Source organism: Caloramator australicus RC3, assembly GCF_000297115.1.
GTDB classification, from domain to species: domain Bacteria; phylum Bacillota; class Clostridia; order Clostridiales; family Caloramatoraceae; genus Caloramator; species Caloramator australicus.
Window position 1 is genome coordinate 1 of the sequence record NZ_CAKP01000016.1, and the last position, 17,412, is coordinate 17,412.

Sequence of the window (17,412 nt, forward strand, 5' to 3'; positions counted from 1 at the left end):
CGCAGAAGGGCATGTAAGCCATGTATTATCGGCGAGATTAAGCAGCAGGCCATTAGGATGGAGCAAGGAAGGATTAAAGATAATGGCAAAGCTAAGGGTATTTAGCAAGAATGGAGGAAATTTAAGGGAAATAAGTGTGTTTAAGGAAGATGAAAAAGCCTTCAAGGTAAGTAAGAAGAAAATAAAAGAAGCGATAAGAAAGATAAATAAATCTTCACGTGAAGTTATGAATAATATAACGATATTGAACATAGGGAAAGTAACGCCAATTTACAGGATATTAAAATCAATAAAATATGAAAATATAATTTAAGTTTTTTAAATTTAACAAACGCCTTGAAACTAGCTAATTTAAGGGGTTGTCTATAAAAATTAACCTACAATATCTTGACACTATCCTCCTTTTAGAACATCCTTTATTTTTTCTGCTAAATTATCTATAATATTTTTTACTTTACCTTCAATTTTTTCAGTATCCTTTTCATCCTTAATCAATATTATAAATTCATCCCCACCAAATCTAAAAAAGTTTATATTTTCTTCCTTCATTTGGCTAAAAAATTCCGACACACTTTTAAGCAGTGCATCTCCAAAAACATGCCCTTTAGTATCGTTGATATTTTTAAAATTATCTAAATCCATTAATACAACTGCACCATGTCCGTCCTTTACAACTTCTTTAAAAGTCTTTTCAAGCATTCTTCTATTAGGAAGTCCTGTCAAGTGATCATTGTAGGCAAGAAAAGTAATGGCTTCCTCTTGTTCTTTGAGCCTTGTTATTTCAGTTAAAATACCATAAAGTTTTCTTGCTTTAATATCCTTAATACATCTTGCCGAAATCAAAAACCATCTTGTTCTTCCCTTTGAATCTTTCATTTTTATCTGTGAATATATCCCATCAGAATAGCCATGGATATATCTATAATAGGAATCTATAAGCCTTTGTTTATCCTCTTCCTCTAAAACTGTATCAAAAACTTTTGATAAATCATTCTCACCATACAAACTAATACCCATCATTTGAAGGAAGCTTTCTGACAAATTAATTGTCCCTTTTTCCAAATCAATTTCCCAAACGGCACTGTTGCTTCCTTCGATGGCTATTTCATACTTTTGTTGCAATTCTTGTAATCTTTCATTATAAGATTGGATTTCCTCGTATTGGGCCCTAAGCTCCTCCTCTGCTGCAGAAAGCTGCTCAACCGTTGCAGCAAGCTCCTCATTAGATGCCAAAAGCTCCTCTTTATGTTCCTTTATATTATTTACATATCCATTTATCTTATCAAGCATCTCATTTATTACCCTTTTAAGATCAGCAAAATCATCATTTTCAAAAATCTCAACTCTATATTCTAAGTTTCCCTCTAAATCGATTTGACTAAGATCTTCAGACAAGACATCAATAGGCTTTAAAATCTTTTTATTAACTATGAATAAAATAATCAAAGAAGTTAATAATGCCATGAGTAAAGAAATAGCAAAATATTTATATAGGGATATGACTAGGCTTTTTAGGGATAGTCCCATACTTAAAATGCCTGTAATTTTACCCTCTGAAAACACGGGCATTAGAATCTTAACTATATTTATTTCTCCTTCTTTATCTATCATCTCGTTTACAACTGTTTTGCCATTTAATACTTCATCAAGATATGGTTTATCATTAATCTTTTCTTGTTGAAAATTTCCCACATAAGAGACTACACTTAAATTTTTGTCATATAGCAAAATATAAAGAATATTATCGTCGTTAATATAATGGTTTAATAATATCTGGGGGTTAAAAATTCTTCTTTGTTCATATATTTCATTTGCAAGAATTCCAACTTGGATTATTGAACCATCTTTATTCTTAACATAGCCATATCTTAAATACCTATCGGAAGATACATCCTTTCTTATGTCCTCCTCTACCCACTCAGAATAACTGCTTTTCATAAATCTTCTTATAGGATGATTCTCTGGCGCAATCAATCCAACATATTCATCAATGTTTGAATATACTATTTTACCCTCATTGTTAAATAGATTTAATTCAAATACACCCAATTTATATGCGTATTCTTTTAACAGGGTATTGTTTATCTTGTTACCATTTAATAAAACCGCTTTCCCAGCCATTACAATTTTATCTTCAAAGGCTCTATCAATCTTTCTCAATGAAGTTTCGTTATTTTCTATAGCAACAGCAACCTCTTTTGCAATGTTAAGCCCAAACTCCTTAGTGTTATTCTTAATCATTTTACTTCCTGTTAAATAAGTAGAGAACATAGTTAAAAATATGGATATAATCACCACAATAAGTGGAATTATAGCTATATTTGTTAAGTTAATTTTCTTCTTTTTCATAATTCTCACCTTTATAACATAATTCGACACAATTTATCATTGTTTAAACTAATTTTACAATAATTAGATATAAAAGGCAATATAAAATCTAAATTATAGCAAATCCATTATTAAATATAAAAGGCAGATATTGATAATCTGCCTTAAGCACAATATCCTTTTAATTTAACCTAAATCTTTCAACAGCATTAGCTAAATCAGTAGCAAGCTGATTTAAAGTATTGGCTGTTGCTGCAACCTCCTGTGAGGATGCCGAGAGCTCCTCTGAAGATGCTGCAACCTCTTCAGCTGCTGCTGTGTTTTCTTCCGTTACTGCACTTACCGCCTCAACCTTTAAAAGAACTTTATCCTTGGAGCTTACCATCTCATCCATAGCATTATAGGTATTCTTCATAAGAGGTGCTATTCTTTCAATAGATTCCAGTATATCCCCAAAGGAGGCTACTGTTTTTTCAACTGCTGTTGCCTGGGATTTTATAAATCCATCCACATCCTTTGATGTAATTATTACATCATCCGTATCCTTTTCAATTGAATTTACAAGTTCAACTATTTCACTAGCAGACTTCTTCGACTCCTCTGCAAGCTTTCTAACTTCATCCGCAACTACTGCAAAACCTCTTCCTGCCTCCCCTGCCCTTGCCGCCTCTATTGCAGCATTTAATGCAAGTAAATTTGTTTGCTCTGCTATTGAGGTTATTACGTTAGTTATATTGCTTATCTCTTTAACTGAATTTGTAAGATTATTAACCTTTAATGTTACTATTTCAAACGCATTTTTGATATCCTCTATTGTCCTAATTAATTTATCCATCTCTGATTTACCAATATTTGCCCTATTAGATGTATTTAGAGTTTCATCTTTAACTGTTGCTAATTCCCTTAATGCATTTTCTATATTTTGCGTCAACTCTGTCATAAGCCCTACTATTTCCTGTAAATCATTTGCCTGGGAGGAGGAACCTTCTGCTATCTGCTGCATCGTCTTTGCAACTTCCTGTGAACTTGAGGCCATCTCCTCAGATGTAGCTGATAAGTTTTCCGATTGTCCCAATACCTCCTCAACGCTAACCTTTATTTTCTTTATCATTTCCCTTTGGGCCTTTAGCATTTTTCCGAAACTCTCTTGTATTTTTCCTATTTCATCATTGCTTTTAATTTCAAGTTCTATATTTAGATTACCCTCTGCAACTTCCTTCATAGATTCAGAAAGTTCCTTTAATGGATTTAGTTTTTTATTAAGGAACCACAATATCAAACTGGACCCTACTAAAAGGTTTATCAAAGAAAACAAAAGTATAATGTTTAAAACCTTTTGGGCTGGCCTATAAAAATCTTCATCATAAGCTCCAACATTTACATACCAATCCCATGGTTCAAAGTATGCTACTGCATTTGTTTTAGCTCTAATTTTATTTTCTCCCGGATTTTTCCAATAATATTTTATAATGCCATTATTTTTTGGATGTTTACCCTCTTCTATAATTAATTTCACGATATTGTTTCCTTTAGGATCTACTATGTTAGATATATCATCGCCCTCCTTAAAAGGATGCATCATTTCTATTCCTTGACTATTTATAGCAAACATGTAAGCTCCTATATCTAATTCTAACTTTTCATTTTGTCCTCTTGTTTTACCATCACCCTTTTTAGGATTTAACATTTTAGATTTGAAAATTTCCTGAGCTTCCTCCCTAGTAAGTTTTCCTTCTTGAACTTGACTTTCTAATGCCTCCATAAATGTAATACCCATATTTATCTTGTTTTTCAATGCTCTGTTTCCAAGATCAGAAAGTGATTTTTTTGATATGCCATATGAAGCAATACCTAAAATTCCCATACTAAATACAATTACTGTTATGAACATTGCAACTAATTTTATTTTAATACTTGTTCCGGCCATTTTCTTCATTGTAAATTTAACCTCCTTAGCTTTTGTTGTCCTTAAATCCTCACTAAAATTATCGTTTACTTAGCACAAAACTTTATAATAAAAGCGTCTGGAAAATCCAGACGCTTTAGGGGGATCTTGTTATCTACTCTTGTTGCGGGTTTTTACATCAAATATAACTGCTGCTGCAAGAACAGCACCTCTTATTATATACTGATAGGATATTCCAACTCCCATTAAGTTCATTCCGTTTATTAGAGACGCCATAACAAGGGCACCAACAATAGAACCTGTAACCTTTCCAACACCGCCTGCTGCTGAAACACCACCAACATAAGCAGCTGCTATTGCATCAAGCTCAAACAGCGTTCCTGCTGTTGTTGTTGCAGATTGAAGTCTTGCTGTGTAAAGTATTCCTGAAAGGGCTGATAAAAGGCCCATCGATCCAAAAACTATCAATGTAATCTTACTTACATCAATACCGCTAAGCTTTGCAGCCTCAGGGTTTCCACCAACTGCATATATATATCTTCCAAGGGGAGTTTTCGTAGTTATTACATGATATATAGCGACAACGATAATAACTATAACAACCGTCCAGGAAAGTCCATTATATCCTGATAAAATCCATGTAACATAAGCAATTATCGATGAAACAAGGACAAGTTTTAATATGAACATCTTAAAGGATATAACCTCAAAATTGTATTTAATCTTGTTTTTTCTAACATTAAATTCGCTGTATATATAAAAGACTATCGCTAGTCCACCAATTAGAAGGGTTAAAAGATGAATTCCTGGAATATGGGCAATATCAGGAATAAATCCATTACCAATGGCATTAAAACTTTTATTTGGAACTATAATCGTTCCTGTCTCTTCTGTAACTAAAAGAAGCGCCCCCCTAAAGGCCAGCATTCCTGCAAGTGTTGCCACAAAGGCTGGTATTCCAACATAGGCAACCAAATAACCATTAAAAAGTCCTATTAAAGTTCCTAATACAAGAACTACTAAAATAGTTAAATATACAGGTGCCCCTGCCTTTGTTAAAAGTATAGCAGCAATTGCACCTAAAAATCCTGCAAGATATCCTACCGAAAGGTCGATATGCCTTATAACGATTATTAAAGTCATGCCAACCGCCAAAACAGCTATATAGCCTGTTTGATTTATTAGGTTACTTATGTTTCTTGATGATATAAAAAGTCCTCCTGTCGTAACGGTAAAAATTATCATTATAACCGCAAGGGCAACATACATTCCATAGTCACGTATATTTTGTTTTAAAAGATATTTAGCTTCATCCATAAACCTCATAACAATGCCTCCTAATTCGTTGCAAGTTCCATTATTTTTTCTTGGGTTGCTTCTTCTATAGGCAGTTCACCAACCATTCTACCTCCCGACATTACATATACTCTGTCGCTCATTCCTAAAATTTCAGGAAGTTCAGATGAAATCATTATTATGCTCATTCCCTTTTCAACAAGCTGATTCATGAGGGTATATATCTCATATTTTGCACCAACATCAATACCCCTTGTAGGCTCGTCTAATATAAGGACATGGGGTTTTACAAAAAGCCACTTTGCAAGGGAAACCTTCTGTTGATTCCCGCCGCTAAGGTTGCCAACCTTTTGTTCAACGCTTGGTGCTTTTATCCTTAATGACTCTTTATATTCATTGGCAACTTTAATCTCCTCATTTTCATTTACAAACCCGTTTTTTGTAAGTTCCTTAAGGTTTGTAATCGAAATATTGTTTCTAATATCATCTATTAGGATCAAACCATTTCCCTTTCTATCCTCTGATACGTAAGCAATTCCAGCTCTTATTGCATCCTTTGGTTTTGTAAATTTCTTTTTTTGTCCATTAACATAAATTTCACCCTTTAACCTATAACCTTTGGGATTTCCAAATATGGACAGAGCAAGCTCTGTTCTCCCTGCACCCATAAGTCCAGCTATTCCTACGATTTCACCCTTTCGAACATTAAACTCAACATCCTTTAGGATTTGTCTTCCTAGATTAGGATCATAAGCGCTTAAATTTTTTACCTCAAGGATCTTTTCTCCAAACTCCTTTTTCTTTCTCTTTGGATAAATATCCTCTATTTCCCTTCCAACCATATGTTTTATTATTATATTTTCGCTTATCTCATCCTTTCCAACCTCGAGGGATGAAATCATCTTACCATCCCTTAACACTGTAATTGAATCCGCAACAGAAATAACTTCCTTTAATTTGTGGGAAATCAATATACATGTTACTCCATGCTCTTTTAACTCTTTAATTAATTTTAATAGGTTTTCGCTGTCATCCTCATTTAGAGCTGCTGTTGGCTCGTCTAAAATTAAAAGCTTTACGTTTTTTGAAAGGGCCTTTGCAATCTCCACAAGCTGCTGCATGCCAACCCCAAGGTCCTTAACCTTTAGTGTTGGATTTATATCCAGCTTAACCTTTTTTAGCATCTTTTTTGCCCTTACTATAGTTTCATTCCAGTCGATGAAGTTTCCTTTCTTTATTTCATGCCCCAAAAATATGTTTTCATATATCGTAAGCTCAGGAATAAGTGCAAGTTCCTGATATATCGTAACAATTCCAACACGTTCACTATCGTTTATACTTTTAAATTTTTGAGGCTTCCCATCGAATATAATTTCTCCCGAGTATTCTCCAAAAGGATAAACCCCACTTAATACCTTCATGAGTGTTGATTTCCCTGAACCATTTTCTCCAACTAAGCAGTGAATCTCTCCCTTTTTTACTCTAAAGTCAACGTTATCTAATGCTTTAACTCCTGGAAATGTCTTTGTTATATTCTTCATCTCTAAAATGTATTCACTCATAACACCAAACTCCTTGAAATTACATTTAATGGATTAAGAAATGAATAGTGATAGCATAAACTATCACTATTCATATTTGCATTATTGTATTCCTGTAAAGTCTGAAGCATTATAGTAGCCTGAATCTATTAATGCTTCCTTTACATTGTTTTTATCAACTACTATAACTTCTGTTTGCTTTGCCTTAACATCAATCTTTCCGTTGTTATATGTTCCTGTTGTTTCTGGTTCTTTTCCTTGGAGTAAATCCTTTGCCATTGCTATAGCATCCTTAACAAGCGTTCTAACATCCTTGAATACTGTCATTGATTGTTTCCCATCGATTATATACTGAACTGAAGCCTTTTCAGCGTCTTGTCCTGTTACTACATAGCTTGTAACATCTTTATCTGCTGCAAAGGCATCTGCAATAGCACGAGCTGTTCCATCGTTTGGTGCAAGTATAAATACATTACCCTTATCTTCCTTCTTAGCAGCTGTTAAGTTGTCTTCTGCTCTTCTCTTTGCTTCATTGAAATCCCAGTTTGTTGTAATCTGGCCTATTATTCTTGCCATTTCATCACGAGTTAATTTTGGCTTATTTTGAAGAGCAACGGCTTCGCTTGAGTTCTTTATAACGAATGTTCCATCAGCAATCTTTGGCTGCAAAACATTCCATGCACCTTCAAAGAATAGGAATGCGTTGTTGTCTGATGCTGCCCCTGCATAAAGATAAAGTGGATTTCCTTTTCCCTTTGCTTTGTCTACAAGGTATTGTGCTTGAGCTTCACCAACTGCAATGCTATCAAAGGTTACATAATAATCAACAGCGTCGGTATTAGTTATCAATCTGTCATAGGATATAACCTTTATTCCTTCTTTTTTAGCAGCTTCTGCTGCAGCTGCAGCTGCATTACCATCATGTGGGCAAATTATAAGCACTTTAATTCCTTTTGCAATTAAAGCATCAACATTTTCCTTTTCCTTTGCTGAAGATCCTTGGCTGAATAAAATTTCAACTGAATAATCGGTATCCTTTAGAGCTTCCTTAAATCTTGTTTCATCCTGAACCCATCTTGGTTCATCCTTTGTTGGCAATACTATACCAACATCCACCTTTTTTGTTCCGCAGGATGTTAGTCCTAGCATCATCATTGCTAACATAAAAAACGCAATGATCTTTTTCATTTTTAACCCCCCTGATTTTTAAATTTTTTGATTATTAATTCTATTAAAATTATTGCACAAATGAAGATGCTTGTCTCTGGACCTATTTGCAAAGTTTATGCATAAATTAGCTATTATTCAAATTTAAAATTTTGAAGTAGTAATTTTTTGTAGTAAAAAATTGCAGTCAATAGAATTTTCTATTGACTGCCATCCTTTTTTATATATACTTCTTCCTTTAAATGGAATCCGTCCTTTATTATCGTTTCCTCAATATTGTCCTTATCAACAGGAATTGGCTGCAAAACATAATACGGAACATAGTATTTGCCATCAAATATTTTCCTTTCTATATTTAAAGGTTCCTTTTTAACAAGTTTTATGGCCATTTCAATCGTTGCCTCTGCTAATTTGTCAATAGGCTTATAAACCGTCATAAGCTGAGTTCCCTCAACAATTCTTTGGCATGCCCAAAGGTCAGCATCCTGTCCAACAACATAAACCTTCCCCATATATCTGTGTTCCGATAAGGCTTCAATTGCCCCCTCTGCTAAGCTATCGTTCCCTGCTATTATTCCATTAATTTTAGTGCCCCTTTGAAGTTCTTTATCAATAACACTAAAGGCATATTCCTTTAGCCAGTTTTCTGCCCATTCCTCCTTTATTATGTTTATTTTCTTAGCTTCAACATAGGGCATTAATATCCTGTCATAACCCTCCTTAATCATTTTTGTGTTATAGTCATTAGGAGCTCCATTGACAATAAAAATATTCCCCCATTTTACCTTTTTTAACAACCATAAGGCCATGAGTTCTCCAACCCTTACGTTGTCAAAACTTATATAAAGATCGACATTTGAATTCAAAACAAGCCTATCATAGGAAATTACAGGGATCCCCCTTTCCCTTGCCATTTCAACAGCTTTAGAGGCTTTTTTATAGTCATTAGGAACTAATATAAGAATATCTATACCCTGATCTAATAGATATTTAACTTGCTTTAGCTGGTCCTGATCATCGTTGTTGGCATTTTGAACTATTATCTCTGCCCCTAATTCTCTTGCCTTTGTAATTAAAATGTCTCTGTCCTTTATCCATCTTTCCTCCTTTAATGTCCCAAGGGAAAAACCTATTTTAATTTTGTTATTATTCTCAGAATTAGATCCATTAGATTGTTTTAAATAAAAATCAGGTTTATAAAGCTTTATAAAAATAAAAGAAAGTTCAATAAAAAGAATAACAACCAATATAACTGTAAGGGTGTTTTTTAATATCCTATCCTTAAGCAAGATTATCCCCCCTTACATTTCTTGAAAGTCTATACTCTGTTGGCGTCATTCCTGTCACCCTTTTGAAGGCCTTGCAATAATAATTTGGATCGCTGTATCCTATCTGCTGACAGATCTCCTTAATGCTTAAATTTTGATTTATAAGAAGCTGCATAGATTTTTCTATCCTAAGCTCTGTTAAATATTCTATAAATCCCTTACCTATTTTATCCTTAAAGATTTTGCTTAAATAATGGTAGCTCAAATTGACGCTTTTTGCTATATCATGTAAAGATATATCCTGATGATAATTTTTATTTATATACTCTAAAACCTTTGAAACAATTCCATCTATATTGCCGTTTTTTGAATTTTGAATTTGATAGGCTAAATCGGATATAAATTGCAGAAATTGCATTCTTAATTCGATTCCATTGCTTATCTTTAATAAGGATAAAATAACTTTTTGCTTAATGTCACTAAAATTATCAATCCTTTGGGAAACTGCCCTTTCTATTAAAAAAACTAGTTCTATTAATTTTGCCTTTATCCTATCGATATCTTCTAAATAAATACTGTTAAGCCAAACAAATATCTCTTTAAAAATCTCATGGGCTTCGTTAAAATTCCCTGTAATTATTGAGTTCAAAAACAAATTTTCAATGTTACTATTATAATCATAGGAGGATTGCAAATTTAATGGTATATCCTCATAATGAATTATAATTCCATCAGTTTTAGTAGCTGCGGCAAGATAAGCCTCACTACAGGACCTTGGGAATCCTTCAAGGTCATAAACCCTTCCTATCCCTATTTTAAACTTTATATCAGTTGATCCCATTAATTTTTCTGTTAGCCTCTTTCCTAACTTAACGGATTTATCCTTTATATCATTTATATTTTCCGCTTCATTAACAGGAATAAAAGCTACTATTCTATCTGACAATGGTCTTCCTATAAGACAATTGGTTAACCCCTTTAACTTTATCTTTAAAAGGTCATAAAAATTTTGTTTGTCCTGCCTTCCCTTAAGGCTCTCTACTTTACCTCTATCCTCAAAGTCAGAAAATAAAATGCACATAGCATAGCCATGTTTAAGATCCATATTAAATATGCCTTCATAAAATTGCACTTCATTCAATGTTCCAACATTAAACATCTTATAAGAAACAAACTGTGCTTCTAGAAAAGGAATAATTTTATTTATTTTATCCTTTAATTCTACTTCTATTAGAAAATTTCTCCTTTTGTTTTCAACAGCAGCAGATAGTTTGCTTATCGTTTCAATTACCTTTGATTTGTTTATAGGCTTTAATAGGTATTCAAAAACTCCTAAATTAAGTGCTTCTTTAGCATAATCAAAATATTCATAGGCCGTAAGTATAACAAAAAATACATCGTTATTTGCTGCCTTAATCTGCCTTATGGCTTCTATTCCATCAATTCCTGGCATATGAATGTCCATAAATATGGCATCCGGTTTAAGCTCAATTGCCTTTTCTATTGCTTCTCTACCTGAACTTGCAGTCCCAATGACCTTAACATCTTCAAAATTTTTAGATATTATCATCTTCAGAGAATCAAGCACAAGATATTCATCATCAACAATCAAAATCTTTAACATACCTTCACATCCTTTATTCGTGAATTCCCCTTTGGTATTCTTAATGTTATCTTGGTTCCATAACCCAGTTTACTTTCTATACTTATTAATTCACATCTATCCTGAATATCAAATAAAATCTCAAGCCTTTCCAAAACATTATTCATACCTATTCCAGTAACATGTTTTTTAGATAATCTTTCATCTGTAGCCGATAAAAGTATTTTTTGTATTGTATCTTCATCCATTCCCATCCCGTTATCTATTATTTCGATTATTATATTTTCTTTCATAGATTTAACATTTAGGTGTATTTCGCCAGGCCTTTCTAAATTCTGAAGCCCATGGACATAAGCATTTTCAACTATTGGCTGTAGGGTTATTCTTGGAACTTTAACATCGAGGGCCCCTTCATCTATATCGCTAAAAAACTCTATCCTATTTCCAAACCTCATTTTTAATATTCCCATATAATTTTTCACATGCTCTATTTCATCCCTTAATGGAACTAAATCATCTATATTTTTTAAATTATATCTAAAAAGCTGTGCTATATTTTCAATAAATTCGGAAGCTTTATCAGAGCCTTCTATCATAGCAAGCTGAGAAGCTGCATTTAAAGTATTAAAAAGAAAGTGGGGATTTATCTGAGATTGTAAAAACTTAAGTTCTGCCTCCTTTAAAAGGCTTGCCATCTTTATATTTTGGAGTTCCTGTTCCTTTAATCTTTTTTCGACCTCAGCTTGTTTTTTTAGCTCATTTATATAATTTTTAATGCTGTCTACCATTTTAATAAATGCACCTGCAAGTATATCCGTTTCATCTCCTGTGTTTGGCTTGTAAATTTCTATGTCAAAGTGCCCTTTAGCTACCTTTTCTGCCGAATTGGAAAGGTCGGATATGGGCTTTGTAAGCCTATATGTTGACATAATAGCTATATATAAAGATAAAAAAATTGATATTATTATTGTCAAAAAACTTAGATAAGTTACAAAACTCATATTCTTATTTATGTTTTGATATCTTTCTGATTCTGTTTTAAGTTTGCTGTCTAGAAGTTTGTCATAATATTGATTTATATATTCACTTATTTCTATTGAACGCTGAAAATTTGAAATATATCTGCTGCTTATTCTCCCCCTTTTAGCAAGGACGGCTTTATCCGTTTCCCTTAAAAGTTCATCAAGCATATTGCCGATGTCCATTAAAATAAGAAGCTTATTATCATATTCAAGAGTCCTGGAAATTTGATTTGAAATCTCCTGAAGTCGATTATAATAATTATAGTAATTAAGAAGGTTTTCGGATGATGCTGTTGTTAGATATTTTTCAAGCTCCGTCATAAGTCCATTTATGTTATATTTTAGTTCATTTAAGTATATATAATCGTTTATAATGCTATTTGTATTGTTTATTACAACCTTTGCAGTATAAAATGAAAAAAAACTTGTGCTGGTCAAAAGGAAAATAGTAAAGAGGAAATAAATTATGAGTCTTTTTCTAATTCCTAAAAACTTAAATATCTCCTTGTTCATATAAGCTCTCCCACTTTCGGTATTTATTTCTTAGCATTTCCTTTTTTCTTAAATTAAAAAGCTCATCCTTTGTTATTACCCTTATTTCTGAATCTATAAAGGTCGGAATATTTTTCCCCTCTTTTATTTCAACAAGGGCCTTAATACTTTCATATCCCATGTTATATGGGTCACTTGCAACCGTCCCATAAATTATTTCCTTTTCAATATAGCGGGTTATTTCCTCTGAAATCCCATAGCCAACAAGGGTAATTTTGCCAACCATATTCCTATCCACGATAAGCTGCGCAGCTCCTAAGGTATCCGCTGAACTTATTGTGAATATCGCGTTTATCCCTTCATTAGAATCGATTATCTTTTGTGTAATCTCCTCCGCACTTAAAATCCCCATTTTAGATGTGTAATACTTTACAACCTTCATTTCAGGATAATCCTTTATGGTGCTTAAAAAACCGTTCATTTTTAGATTGTTTTCAATAGAATCCCCATTGGAATCGCTATTAGAAATAACAGCAACCTTAGCCCTTCCCCCTGTAGCTTTAATTAAGAGTAGCGCAGCCTTCTTTCCTATTTCAAAGCTATTTGTTCCAACAAAGGCATACCTTTTGCTTTTATTATTATCGTTTTCAAGAGTTATAACAGGAATTCCCTTATAATAGGCCCTGTCTATTAGCTTTGTAAAATCCTCCGTATTAAATGCATGGGTTATAATTCCATCAACTTTTGCAAGAGTTGCAATATCAATATATTTTAATTCCTCCCGAATGTCACTAAAACGGGGGGCACAAAACTCAATGGCAATATTTAAATCCCCTGCAGCTGCTTCTGCCCCTCTTACTACTTCCATCCAAAAGGGATCAACAGTATTTTGAGCAATAAAATAAAAACGATATTTAGGTTTAGAAAATATCGGTTTTATGTCCTTGTTATCAATACTATAGAGTATAACTCCGGCTAATATATTTAATATTATCAATATTAAAATTATATAATTATATAAAAATTTAATAAAATCCCGACTTTTCATCAGATATTCCTCCGCTAATTTTTATATTAATTATACCATACAATAAAAAACACAAAAATAACCCCCACTTTTTTAAAAAGTGAGGGTATATCAATGTATACTAATTATCATCTTGCAGCCTTAGCAGCTTCAACTATTGCTGTTATATATCCATAAGTATCAGCAAGGGTTGCACCACTTACTGCATCTGCCATCTTATCCTTTGGTGTTGATGCAAGGATATTTTCAAGTTCCTTTATTGTCTTTCCATTTACAAATTTATAAATCGCTTCAAAGTTTTTATCAATTGGAACTGTTGATTTTGCCTTATCTTTCATTAACTGTGAATAGTATTCTGCATTTGTCATCTTTGATGCAAGAACCATTCCCTGTGGATAGTTCTTTCCAAAATCAGCATCTGAGTTTGGAACTCCCTTTGCTACGTCCTTGCTCATGTATTGATAATCATCCATGTAGGATGCAACAATCTTGTCTCCTGATACGAATGCTACAGCTAATGTAAAACATTTTGTTCCGTGTGCCGCAAAGTCAACCTTTCCAACCTTTAGATCCTTAAGTTCATCTGCAGTAACTTCAATTTCTGGACTGCTATTAGCAGCCTTAGCAGCTTCAACTATTGCTGTTATATAGCCATGGGTATCAGCAAGAGTTGCACCACTTACTGCATCTGCCATCTTATCCTTTGGTGTTGATGCAAGGATATTTTCAAGTTCTTTTATAGTCTTTCCTTTTACAAATTCAATTATAGCTTCGAAGTTTTTATCAATTGGAACTGTTGATTTTGCCTTATCTTTCATTAACTGTGAATAGTATTCTGCATTTGTCATCTTTGATGCAAGAACCATTCCCTGTGGATAGTTCTTTCCAAAATCAGCATCTGAGTTTGGAACTCCCTTTGCTACGTCCTTGCTCATAAACTGATAATCGTCGATATAAGCTGCAACTATTCTATCGCCCTCAACTGCAGCGATTGCAAATGTAAAGCACTTAGTTCCATGGGCAGCATAATCTACCTTTCCTACCTTAATGATAGCCTTTTCCTTCTTAACTTCATTGTTTGTGCTTGGGTTAGTTGTTGGCTTTGTAGTATTCTTTGCAACATTAACAGGCGCTGGGTTTAATTTTGCCATTGTCTTTGGTCCAACAACACCGTCTGCTTTAAGGCCATGTTTCTTTTGAAAATCCTTAACCGCTGCTAATGTTTTTGGTCCGTAGATTCCATCAACCTTTAGATTGTATCCATATTTGTTGAGCAATGTTTGTAATGTTTTAACATCTTCACCATATGAGTTTAATGCAAGCAAGCGATTAACCTTTACATTTGTTTGTGTAGTAGTTTTTGTTTGAGTAGTTTTCTTAGTTGTGGTGTTAGTCTTTTTAGTATCAGTTTGTGTTTTGTTTTGATTGTTATTGCTTTCACCGCTTGTAGCTGCTGAAACTGCATCAGCTTTAAAGAATTTTGGACCATTGCTTACTGTAAATGAAGATAGTGCAATCATAACAGCAAGGGCAAAGGTCAATACTTTAATGCTTTTTTTCATACTAATCCCCCTTACCTAAAATTTAATATTACGAAGGGTGATGAGGTATTGTTTGTTAATTATTAAACCAACCCCTCTACCCAAAACTTAACTTTTCGTAATATCTATCATATATTATAACACAATATGAAAAAAATTCCATACATTTTTGTAATTTTTTCTAATTTGCAAGCTTAAACTCCTCATTTGTTATGTTAATTTTACCCCTTAGCCCATCTGTTATATAAACCTTTTTGTCCTTTGTAATAAAAATTGCCTCTACACCTTCCATGCTGTTTACTATTTTTAAACCCTTTTCAATTCCCGCAGCAAATATGGTAGTAGACAATGCATCTGCTACTATCGATTTATCTGTTATTATTGTCGTTCCAACTAAATTGTTTTCTACAGGATACCCTGTTTTGGTATCTAAAATATGATGATACCTTTTACCATTAGCTTCAAAATATCTTTCATAAACTCCCGAGGATACAACTGTTTTATCCTTTATTGGAACAATAGCAAAATAATCCCCTCTTATCGAATATGGGTTTTGTATTCCTATATTCCAATCCCTGTTTTTAACAGGATTTTCTCCCATTGCAAGAACATTTCCACCAAGGTTTATAATAGCATGCTCAACGCCGTTTTCTTTAAGTATTCTGCAAACCTCATCGGCGGCATAACCCTTTGCGATTCCTCCAAGGTCTATCATCATTCCCTTTTTCTTTAGGAAGACCGTCTTTTCGCTATCGTTTAATTCTATATCATCATAATTTACCAATGGAAGTTTTTCCTTTATTTCATAATCCTCTGGAACCCTGGCATAATCTGTTCCTATATTCCATAATTTAACTATAGACCCTATTGTAATGTCAAATAATCCCTCTGAAACTTTTCCAAATTCCTTGCCTGTTTTAATAACGTAATAAACATCCTCTGAAACCTTGACAGGTTTTATTCCTGAATTTTTATTAACCTCATCAACTTCGCTGCCCTCTGCATTTATCGTCATTTTGTCCTCTATCTCCTTTAATCTTTTAAAGGCTTTTTCAAGAACAGTAGAGTCAACATCATCATATATTTTAATAGAACATACTGTCCCAAGGAAAAAGTCCGTTTTTTCTAATGGTTCCTGTAGTATTTTAGCTTCTTTTTTACAGCCAGAAAAAATTAAAACAAAAAACATTAAAAGGCTAAATAAAAAAATTCCCTTTTTCATCTCCATCCCCCATTACATTTATTTTACAAATTGTATTTTATCATTAAGAGGGGCTTTGTGCAATTGTTAACAAAATTTAATATCCCTGCAAAGGAGGTTACCATAAATCTCTGCTGGAGGTGGATATCCCTACTGCTCCGCTGGAGAGGGCATTTTCTACATCGCTTTTATCTAAAATTAATCCCCCCGCAATTACCGGGACATTGATATGGCGATGTATTTTTTTGATCACCTTATATGCAAGGCCTGGCATTATCTCAACTGCATTTGGCCTATCTTCTAAAATGTTTTTTATCCCGGTTTCAAGGGATCTTGAATCTAATAGGAAAATCCTTTGTATAGCAAGTGAACTACCCCCACTTATAGAGGTGGTGGCTTCGTGGTCAAGGTAACTTCTGTTACCAGATTACCCACGCTCAAAGGGCTGTTCCTTCCCCATATATACCAATCACATGGCTAATTTTAGCAAATTCTTGCTTGCATTTATATCTCTATCATGAACTGCACCACACTTTGGACATTTCCATTCTCTCAATGCTAAATTCTTTACATCAGGATTTTTATATCCACATTCACTACATGTTTGACTTGATGCATAATTTTGTGGTGCTATTATTATTTCTCTGCCATACCATCTTGCTTTATATTCTAACATCCTTCTAAATTCTGCCCATGATACTTCTGTTATTGCTTTGGCTAATTTATGATTTTGTTGCATATTTTTTACCTGTAAATCTTCTAAAACTATCACTTGGTTTTCGTGTATAATTTTAGAAGATAATTTGTGAAGAAAATCTTTCCTTTGATTTGATATTTTTTCGTGTAGTTTTGCAAGTTTTTGTCTTGTCCTTTCATAGTTTTTACTTTGCTTTTGCTTTCTTGATAATGATTTTTGTATAATTTTAATTCTTTTTTCTGTTTTTCTTAACCATTTTGGATTTTCTACCTTTGTTCCATCTGATAAAATAGCAAATTCTTTAATTCCTAAATCTATACCTA

Annotated in this window: 14 protein-coding genes; 1 reads left to right on the forward strand and 13 read right to left on the reverse strand. The window is 33.3% G+C overall.

Annotated features, from left to right (window positions below):
* Nucleotides 1-313: UPF0236 family transposase-like protein (locus tag CAAU_RS01690; protein ID WP_192811163.1), on the forward strand; the 313-nt coding region annotated here is incomplete at its 5' end.
* Nucleotides 314-393: 80 nt separating this feature from the next.
* Here the strand turns inward: CAAU_RS01690 and CAAU_RS01695 are convergent.
* From CAAU_RS01695 to CAAU_RS01750, 13 genes are all read right to left on the reverse strand, one after another.
* On the reverse strand, nt 394-2,349 hold the full coding sequence (locus CAAU_RS01695) for a diguanylate cyclase domain-containing protein (RefSeq protein ID WP_008907704.1): 1,956 nt from the start codon (nt 2,347-2,349) through the stop codon (nt 394-396).
* 160 nt (nt 2,350-2,509) lie between these two features.
* The gene (locus CAAU_RS01700; RefSeq protein WP_008907705.1) at nt 2,510-4,264 is read right to left on the reverse strand and encodes a methyl-accepting chemotaxis protein; all 1,755 of its coding nucleotides are present in this window, start codon (nt 4,262-4,264) and stop codon (nt 2,510-2,512) included.
* Between the two features lie 120 nt (nt 4,265-4,384).
* Nucleotides 4,385-5,560, reverse strand: coding sequence for a sugar ABC transporter permease (locus CAAU_RS01705; RefSeq protein ID WP_008907706.1), 1,176 nt, complete (start codon nt 5,558-5,560; stop codon nt 4,385-4,387).
* 11 nt (nt 5,561-5,571) lie between these two features.
* A complete protein-coding gene (locus tag CAAU_RS01710) occupies nt 5,572-7,092 on the reverse strand; it encodes a xylose ABC transporter ATP-binding protein (RefSeq protein ID WP_008907707.1) in 1,521 nt (506 codons plus the stop codon).
* Between the two features lie 81 nt (nt 7,093-7,173).
* Nucleotides 7,174-8,259, reverse strand: coding sequence for a sugar ABC transporter substrate-binding protein (locus CAAU_RS01715; RefSeq protein ID WP_008907708.1), 1,086 nt, complete (start codon nt 8,257-8,259; stop codon nt 7,174-7,176).
* 179 nt (nt 8,260-8,438) lie between these two features.
* Nucleotides 8,439-9,527 carry a sugar ABC transporter substrate-binding protein gene (locus CAAU_RS01720; protein ID WP_008907709.1) on the reverse strand — a complete coding sequence of 363 codons (1,089 nt, stop codon included), beginning with the start codon at nt 9,525-9,527 and terminating at the stop codon, nt 8,439-8,441.
* Nucleotides 9,520-11,130, reverse strand: coding sequence for a response regulator (locus CAAU_RS01725; protein WP_008907710.1), 1,611 nt, complete (start codon nt 11,128-11,130; stop codon nt 9,520-9,522). Before CAAU_RS01725 ends, CAAU_RS01720 begins: the two co-directional genes overlap by 8 nt.
* Nucleotides 11,124-12,644, reverse strand: coding sequence for a sensor histidine kinase (locus CAAU_RS01730; RefSeq protein ID WP_008907711.1), 1,521 nt, complete (start codon nt 12,642-12,644; stop codon nt 11,124-11,126). Before CAAU_RS01730 ends, CAAU_RS01725 begins: the two co-directional genes overlap by 7 nt.
* Nucleotides 12,625-13,671, reverse strand: coding sequence for a substrate-binding domain-containing protein (locus CAAU_RS01735; RefSeq protein ID WP_008907712.1), 1,047 nt, complete (start codon nt 13,669-13,671; stop codon nt 12,625-12,627). Before CAAU_RS01735 ends, CAAU_RS01730 begins: the two co-directional genes overlap by 20 nt.
* Nucleotides 13,672-13,778: 107 nt before the next feature.
* Nucleotides 13,779-15,212, reverse strand: coding sequence for a peptidoglycan-binding domain-containing protein (locus CAAU_RS15345; RefSeq protein WP_008907713.1), 1,434 nt, complete (start codon nt 15,210-15,212; stop codon nt 13,779-13,781).
* 160 nt (nt 15,213-15,372) lie between these two features.
* Nucleotides 15,373-16,413 (reverse strand): FAD:protein FMN transferase, encoded by a 1,041-nt coding sequence (locus tag CAAU_RS01745; RefSeq protein ID WP_008907714.1) that lies wholly within the window; start codon nt 16,411-16,413, stop codon nt 15,373-15,375.
* A gap of 97 nt (nt 16,414-16,510) precedes the next feature.
* The gene (locus CAAU_RS14120) at nt 16,511-16,777 is read right to left on the reverse strand and encodes a glycerol-3-phosphate responsive antiterminator (protein ID WP_083852757.1); all 267 of its coding nucleotides are present in this window, start codon (nt 16,775-16,777) and stop codon (nt 16,511-16,513) included.
* A gap of 84 nt (nt 16,778-16,861) precedes the next feature.
* Nucleotides 16,862-17,412: RNA-guided endonuclease TnpB family protein (locus CAAU_RS01750; protein WP_040305655.1), on the reverse strand; the 551-nt coding region annotated here is incomplete at its 5' end.